Source organism: Arthrobacter sp. 2YAF22_2, from assembly GCF_052114645.1.
Lineage (GTDB): Bacteria > Actinomycetota > Actinomycetes > Actinomycetales > Micrococcaceae > Arthrobacter.
Genome location: NZ_JBFRFD010000142.1, coordinates 1 through 7,392, shown reverse-complemented (window position 1 = coordinate 7,392; position 7,392 = coordinate 1). Strand labels below are relative to the sequence as shown.

The 7,392-nt window shown below is 64.7% G+C and carries 7 protein-coding genes; 5 read left to right on the top strand and 2 right to left on the bottom strand.

Annotated elements, in window-relative coordinates:
- From AB4Y86_RS07925 to AB4Y86_RS07915, 3 genes are all read left to right on the top strand, one after another.
- Positions 1–531: hypothetical protein (locus AB4Y86_RS07925; protein WP_441401658.1), on the top strand; the 531-nt coding region annotated here is incomplete at its 5' end.
- Positions 532–692: 161 nt separating this feature from the next.
- Positions 693–1,304, top strand: a complete 612-nt coding sequence (locus tag AB4Y86_RS07920) for a cation transporter (RefSeq protein WP_441401656.1) — start codon at positions 693–695, stop codon at positions 1,302–1,304.
- A 147-nt stretch (positions 1,305–1,451) separates the two neighbouring features.
- The gene (locus AB4Y86_RS07915) at positions 1,452–2,417 is read left to right on the top strand and encodes a YncE family protein (RefSeq protein ID WP_441401654.1); all 966 of its coding nucleotides are present in this window, start codon (positions 1,452–1,454) and stop codon (positions 2,415–2,417) included.
- 52 nt (positions 2,418–2,469) lie between these two features.
- Here the strand turns inward: AB4Y86_RS07915 and AB4Y86_RS07910 are convergent, their stop codons facing one another.
- Complete coding sequence (locus AB4Y86_RS07910; protein WP_441401652.1) at positions 2,470–3,729, bottom strand: phosphatidylserine decarboxylase family protein; 1,260 nt, start codon at positions 3,727–3,729, stop codon at positions 2,470–2,472.
- A 182-nt stretch (positions 3,730–3,911) separates the two neighbouring features.
- Between AB4Y86_RS07910 and AB4Y86_RS07905 the strand changes: the two genes are divergently transcribed.
- Complete coding sequence (locus AB4Y86_RS07905) at positions 3,912–4,769, top strand: patatin-like phospholipase family protein (protein WP_441401650.1); 858 nt, start codon at positions 3,912–3,914, stop codon at positions 4,767–4,769.
- 212 nt (positions 4,770–4,981) lie between these two features.
- On the opposite strand, the gene AB4Y86_RS07900 is transcribed toward AB4Y86_RS07905, so the two are convergent.
- Positions 4,982–5,878 carry an NAD-dependent epimerase/dehydratase family protein gene (locus AB4Y86_RS07900; RefSeq protein ID WP_441401660.1) on the bottom strand — a complete coding sequence of 299 codons (897 nt, stop codon included), beginning with the start codon at positions 5,876–5,878 and terminating at the stop codon, positions 4,982–4,984.
- Here AB4Y86_RS07900 and AB4Y86_RS07895 point away from each other — a divergent pair.
- Positions 5,765–7,180 carry a hypothetical protein gene (locus AB4Y86_RS07895; protein WP_441401662.1) on the top strand — a complete coding sequence of 472 codons (1,416 nt, stop codon included), beginning with the start codon at positions 5,765–5,767 and terminating at the stop codon, positions 7,178–7,180. The two genes, AB4Y86_RS07900 and AB4Y86_RS07895, sit on opposite strands and share 114 nt — an antisense overlap.
- Positions 7,181–7,392 lie beyond the last annotated feature (212 nt).

Sequence of the window (7,392 nt, the reverse complement as noted above, 5' to 3'; positions counted from 1 at the left end):
CTGGCACACTCAGTGCGAAACGGCGGCCGCTGGCTGCCCGCAATGGGCAACAGTGACGCTCACAGCGAACCGCAGGTCATCGGGTTGCCCCATAACGTTGTCAACGCGAAGGCACTGTCCCGGGACGGCATCCTCGAGGGTATCCGCAACGGCCGGAACTGGATCGCTGAATCGGCCGACATAACCGTCGACTTCAGCGTCACCTCCGGCGGCCGGAGCGCCGGCGTCGGGGAACGGCTCGACGTCGGCGCGGATGCCCGGGTAACGGTCACCGCGAAGATCGCCGGGGTTCCCAACGGTGTGGTCCGCTTCATCACCGATGAAGGACAGACTCAGCAAATCACCCTCCCGGCCTCAGGTGCGGGCACCAGCACCTGGATCACCACGCCTCAGCTCGCAGGTTACGTACGCGCCGAGGTACGCCATCCGATGAGCGACGGCACCCCGAGTAACGGCACAGCGATGGGAACGGCCCTTCTCCTGGGCCCGATGGCTGCCCTCACCAACCCGATATTCCTCGGGTCAAAGTAAGGCCGATCCAAAGGGCGGCCCCGCGAAGCTGGCGGGGCCGCCTCGGAATTCGCCAGCGTTCGGCCACTCTCCGCGCGCCAAGACCGTCCTAACTCGCTAGGCTCGGGAGTAAGCCCGGACGCGGGAGACAGCCTGTAGTTACGATGACGAGGAAAGACCAGATGAGCAGTGCTAAGGCCACCACAATAACGGGGGGCCGCGGGCTGTTGCTGCGCCGCGGGCTGCGCCTTGAATACGCGACGCTCGGCTGGAACCTGATCGGGCTTGGCGTCCTCGCCACTGCCGCCCTCGGGTCCGGGTCCCCGGCCCTGGCCGGGTTCGGTCTGGATTCCCTGATTGAGGTCTTCGCCTCCCTGGTCGTGGTCTGGCAGCTCAAAGGCGTCCACAAAGCCCGGGAGGACCGGGCGATGCGGCTGATCGGGGCTGCCTTCGCAGCGCTCGCCGCCTACCTTCTCCTCCAGCTGGTTCTCGTGTTTTTCACCGGTGTCCGCCCCGCGACCTCCGGGTTGGGCATTCTCTGGACGGCCCTGACCTCAGTGGTCATGCTCGGCCTTGCGTGGGGGAAGATCCGCACCGGGCACGCCTTGGGCAACCCGGTGCTGCGCGCCGAAGGGAAAGTGACCCTGGTCGACGCATACCTGGCAGGCGCGGTCCTGGCCGGGTTGGTCCTGAACGCCCTCTTGGGATGGTGGTGGGCCGATCTGCTCGCCGGCGCCGTGATCATCTACTACGCCGTCCGCGAGGCACGCCACGCCTTCAGGCATTCCCCCTGAACGGGTCCGCGTAACCGCTGCCGCGGGGAGCGAACATGCTTCTCGTTAGGCCGCACGTATTTGGCTGACGACGATCGGGCGCCCCGGGCCTAGGATGGGCCCGTTAGAGCTGGCGGACTCGAAGCGCCGTCCGGAACGGAGAGTGCAATGGGACCGGCAGCGGTGCAAAGGCCGGCGAAGGCCGCATTGGTCCCAGCAGGGCTTGTGGCCGTGTTGCTGGCGTTCCTAGGTGCCTGCTCGGGTCCGGCGTCGTCGCTGCCGCTGGCCCAGATCCAGGACATAGCCCTGCCCGGGGCAGCGAGCAGGCTCGATTGTCAGGCCCTCGACGCGGATGCGAAGCGGCTGTATATTGCCCACCTCGGCGACGGCACCGTCCACGCCGTCGATCTCGCCAGCGGCGCTGTCGCCGAGACCGTCCAGGGAACACCCTCGGTGCATGGTGTCACCCTCGCGGCCGACCGGCACCTTCTCTTGGCCGCCGTTTCGGGAACCAACGAGGTCGCCATTATCGACACCAACACCTTGACGGTGACCACCCGGATCCAGGCCGGGGACACGCCCGACGGGATCGCCTACGACCCGGTCCACGGCAAGGCGTACGTCTCCAACGAACACGGCCACGCCGAAACGGTCATCGACCTCGCCACAAATACGGCGAAGGCCTCGATCGAGATCGGTGGCGATGCAGGCAACAGCGTCTACGACCCGGCCACCGACGCCGTCACCGGAAGGATCCCGATCCCGGACTGCGCCAGCAACCACGGGCTCTACGTCGACGGGGCCAACAAGCTTGCGTTCATCACGTGCGAGGGCAGCGCGAAACTTCTGCTCCTGGACCTGCAAACCAGACAGGTCAGCGCCCGGATTGACACGGGTTCCGGCCCGGACGTGCTTGCCTTCGATCAGGGCTTTCGCCGCCTCTACGTCGCTTCGGAGTCCGGCGTCGTGAGCGTCTTCGACGAACAGAACCGCAACCTCACGCTCAAAGCATCGGGCAAACTCGCCGACTACGCCCACACCGTCGCCGTGGACCAGGCCACGCATCGGGTCTACTTTCCGCTCCAGGACATCGACGGGCACCCGGTGCTGCGCATCATGGACGCCAGGCAGTGACCCCGACGCCGAAAAGCTGATTTAGCGGCAGTCGCGGCACTCTACGCGGTCCTCAGGACTTGGCGGTCGCCAGCTTCGACCGAACCCGCACGAGGGGTGCATGCGGATTCTGGGGTTGGGGGATGGCGGCCAAAGCGAACTGGTCGATAACATCGGGCCGGAAGACGAGGCACTCCGTCGAGCCGCCGAACTGGAAGTACCCCAGCTCGTCGCCCTTGTCCACGTGGTGGCCGGGGACGATCTCCGGGCTGATGACGCAGGACGAGACCTCGATCATGCCCACGGGGATCACCGCCATGAGACCGATCACGGGGTCGTCGGCCTGGATCAGGATGATCGCCCGGGCCGAGACGTGGGCCAAATAGGACTGCGAGAATCTCGAGTCGACGGCGTCGGCCCCCTCGGATTCCGCTTCGGAGAAGTACGTGCCGTCCTTAAGGTACGCCCGCACGATCGTTCCAGCGACGGGAGCGTGCCACCGGTGATAGTTCAACGCGCTCAAGAAGGCCTGGTAGACCGTTCCGCCGACAAATTGTTCCACCGACTCGTCCCGGGCGAGGAGGTCATCGAGTGAGTAGGGCTGGTTCTTGACCCAGAACCGGCTTTGCCGTTGAACGTCGGAGCTGATCTTGTAGGGGGTCGACTCGCAGGCGCTGACGATGACCTTGTCGTCTCCGGGTGCTGAGACCGGCCTGGACGTCGGCGTGAGCCGGCGGGCGAAGAAATCGTTCCACGACGTAAAGCCCCAGTGCTCGGCAAGGGCATCGTGCTGGTAGTCGTCCATCCCGACGACCTGCCGGGCTTTCTCCGACATCCACCCGGACGGCGAGTCGTTTAACACATACAACGAGTCCTCGCTGGTCAAGAACACACACCAAGCATCCAGAATCTTGCGGAACATGGCGATGATCCGCGGATCGCGGTGGGCCGCGAACCCGGCCTCGGTTCCCATGGTCCAATCGAGGATCGCCGTCAGCGGCGTGGTGACCATGCCGCCTTCGCTGAACTCCGGAGCCGTCGTCAGGACCTCGTTGATCAGCCGGAGCATCTGGTCGACGCTCGTGAGATGCCGTTTGCGGTAGGGCTTGGACTTCGGAACCTGCTCGATCATCTCCGTCATGTAGAGACGGACAACCGGATCGGCGGCAATCAGTTCCTGGAACTCAACGATCACGGGGTGCAGGGGAACATCTGCACCGCGCGCCTCCACCCGTTCCCGATGGCCGGCGATCCACTCCTCGAGGTCGTCCTGTTGCTCGGGCAGCCAGCCACCCAGTCGTCGAATACTGTCGGATGAGGAGTTAATGGTCATGATGCCGAGCCTACTCGCCTCATAGTCGGCGCCACCGACATATGCACTTCCTCGCTGGCCGGATGGGGCCGTTCTGCTCAATCATCCGGGGGAGTTATGCTCACTCTGATGACCCGGGCGGTGGAAGACCCTTTTTAGGGCGGGATTGCGTGGACGGCCGAGGGCACGACCAAGGAGAACCCATGATCACAACGAAGAGCGCCCTGGTACTCGCCGGCGGCGGCGTCGCAGGAATCGCCTGGGAGACCGGCTTTCTCCTTGGTCTCCAGGACGAGGCGCCCGGACTGGTGCAGCGCCTCCTGAGACCCTCGACGACGTTGGTGGGGACGTCTGCCGGGTCAACAGTCGGGGCCCAGATCGCCACCGGAAATAGTCTCCAACAACTTTTCGACCGACAAGTGGCGGCGATGACGGCAGAGCGGAACGCCACGATAGACCTGGCACAGATCGCCGGCATGATGACGGATGCTACAAAGGATGCAACTTCGCCCGAGCAGGCGCGGCAACGATTGGGTGTCCTCGCTCTCGCAGCGGATACGCCGTCCGCCGCCGTCCGCCGCGCCGTGATCGAAGCGCGTTTGACGACGCACGAGTGGCCTGACTGGCCGCTGCTCGTCCCTGCTGTAGACACGGGTACCGGTGAGCTAAGAGTGTTCGACAAGAGGTCTGGAACGAGTCTGGTGGACGTTGTGGCTGCGAGCTGTGCTGTTCCGGCCGTCTGGCCGCCGGTGGACATTGGGGGCCACCTCTACATGGACGGCGGGACGCGATCGATGGCCAATGCTGACCTTGCTGCAGGGGCGGCGCAAGTCCTCATCCTCGTTCCATCAGCCGCGGAGTCACCCTTTGGCACCGCAGTTTCAGACGAGCAGCTGCGCGCTCTGGGCGCTGCCCGCGTCCACATGATCAACGCGGACTGCGCGTCGCTGGAGGCAATGGGGGCAAATCCGCTCGATCCCGAGTCCCGTATCCCCGCCGCTCGAGCTGGCCGAGACCAAGGTCGACGTCTCGCAGCGGAGATCGACACCTTCTGGAACTGAGAGGTGATGGGGTGGGCAGGATGGGACCGGGGGCGTATAGGCTCGGAGCCGATGACGGTCCCGCTGCCGCCGTCAAGGGGCCGTAACGGCTGCGACGTGGGCGCCGAACCGATCACCACGGCCCCGATGATGCACGGCGTCCCCGCCGAAGGGCAGTCGCAACTTATCCCCTTCTGGGCCGGACGACCCTGAGAACACCGGCTGACGGAGCCTTACTGCGCAGGCGTCCGGGAGAGCAGCCATTGGACCTCCTCGGCTAGGAGACCGAGGCCGCTCCCGGCGGGTTGAACTCCGAGCTCACGTGCCGCCGTCGAGTCAAGAGTCATCCTCGTCTGCCAAGGGTGTCGTCCTCGGTCGGTTCCGGTGGGGACGCGCTCGATCGTCCCTCCCCAGGCGAGCTCGCCGGCGATGGCGCCGACGATTTCCTCGGCTGTCGGCGTGTCCGGATCGGCGGCATTGAGTATGCGGCGCCCGGGACGGGCGGCCACCGTCTCAATCAAGGCGGCGGCATTCCTCGCGGCAGTGAGGTGATCGATCGTGTCGGCGCCGGCGAGCTCGATGGTCCGGTCGCCACGGAGCATCCTCGCGACGATGCCAGCGGTGCGGGCATTCCGGGCCCATCGTCCATGGACTTTCGACGGCCGAATTACCGTGACCGGGAGGCCTGAGCCCAGCGCAGCCAGCTCGGCGGCGACCTTGCAAGGTGCGTATCCCTCCCGGGTGAAAGGGTCGACGTCGTCCGCTGCGGGCGCCAGGGTCGGGCGGTCTTCGCCAAGCGGGCCCGTGAACTGCGGCGGGTCGTCCCCGTTGACGTGCCGGCCGGAATCGTCGACATAGACGGCCCGGCTCGAGACCAGGACCAGGCTTTCCACCGATGCCATGGCCGGCAGAAGTGCCCGCACGTCCGGAGCGTTGTAGGCCACGAGGTCGACAAGCAGATCCGCGCCGGCGCCGACGAGCCCTTCGACGCCGCTTGTATCGCTGCGTTCAAGCTGGTGGAATCGCACACCGGATTCCGACAGTTCGCCCGGCATCCGGGAAGAATCACGACCGGTGACGTCCACGTCCCAGCCGGCCCGGGCAAGCAACATCGCAGTCGCACCACCTATGGCGCCGGTCCCGCCCAAAAGAATCGCCCGCATGCCGACCTCCGAATCCTCAGCCAGCCTCGCACTCTACGCGTACCAAGGTGGAATCTCTCACGCCGAATCGCCGGGAAGGCGGGTGCGCGGGGTCTTGCCCGGCAGTGGAAATTCACGTCACCGACTCCTGAAATTCAGCGGCGGCCAATAGCCTCATCCGGGGATCCGGAGATCAATGACGAGGAGAGTTTCATGCGTTCTATGAAAAGATTCGCGATCGCAACGGTCGGGGCCGTCTTTCTTTCAACCACGTTGCTGGCCCCGCCGGGGCTGGCGGCCAACAATGGAAACGACGGCGGCCAGACTAACGGCAACGGCCACCAGGGCAACACGRATGGCTTCAGCTTCGGAGTGATCGGCGATGTGCCCTACGGAAACGCTGAAATCCAAGCATTCCCGTCCTATATCCAGGACCTGAACGCGCACAAGGAATTGAGTTTCGTGGCTCACGTCGGCGACATCAAGAATGGGTCGTCCCAGTGCACTGAGCAGTACTTCGAAGCCATCAAAAAGAACTTTGACAGTTTCACTGCGCCCCTGGTCTACACGCCGGGGGACAACGAGTGGACAGACTGCCACCGCTCGAATAACGGAGCCTACGACCCCTTGGAAAGGCTGGCGAAAGTTCGTGAGCTCTTCTTTCCCAAGCCGGGGTTCACCCTCGGTGCAGCCATGAAGGTGAAGTCGCAGGCCAAGGATGGCTTCCCGGAGAATGTCAGCTTCCGCAAACATGAGGTCGCCTTCACTGCCGTCAACATTCCTGGCAGTAACAACTCGACGCTCCCGTGGACCGGGCTCGGCCAAACCCAGCCCACTGCCGCCCAACTGGATGAGGTTCAGCAGCGGACCCGGGCCGATATCGAGGAGTTGAAGGGCACCTTCCAGACCGCCCGGAACAACGGTGACCGGGCCGTCGTCGTGATGACGCAGGCCGATATGTTTGACCCGACCGTGGCGGCTCCGTCCCAGTCTGATTTCAGTGCTTTCAAGCCCCTGGTGCAGACCTTGATCGAAGAATCGAACTCCTTCGGGGGTCCGGTCTACTTGATCAACGGAGACAGCCACGTGTACAACCAGGACCGCCCACTCGCAGCCGGCTCAGCGTGGCTGGCCTTCTACGGCCAGGCCACAGCGGCCAAGAACCTGACGCGTGTCACTGTGGACGGCTCGAACAATGCAAAGGACTGGCTCAAGGTCACCGTCAATTCCGGCGGCTCAGCGAACGTGATCTCGTTTGACCGGATCCCGTTCACGCATCCGGCTTCTTAAGCGTTAACGCCAGGAAGGCCACCCGTCCGCTGGACGGGCGACCTTCCTGGCTTACTGGGGTGCTGCTCGTGAGAGCCGCAGCTTCTCCGCGCTTGTTAGACCCCGGCGTTGTACACGTCGAGCCCGAAGCGGTTTAGCCCCGGGGTCCCGGCGTAGCCAAGGTAGGGCAGCCCGAAGGTGTCTTCGATGCTGGCGAGCAGGCTGTAGTGGTT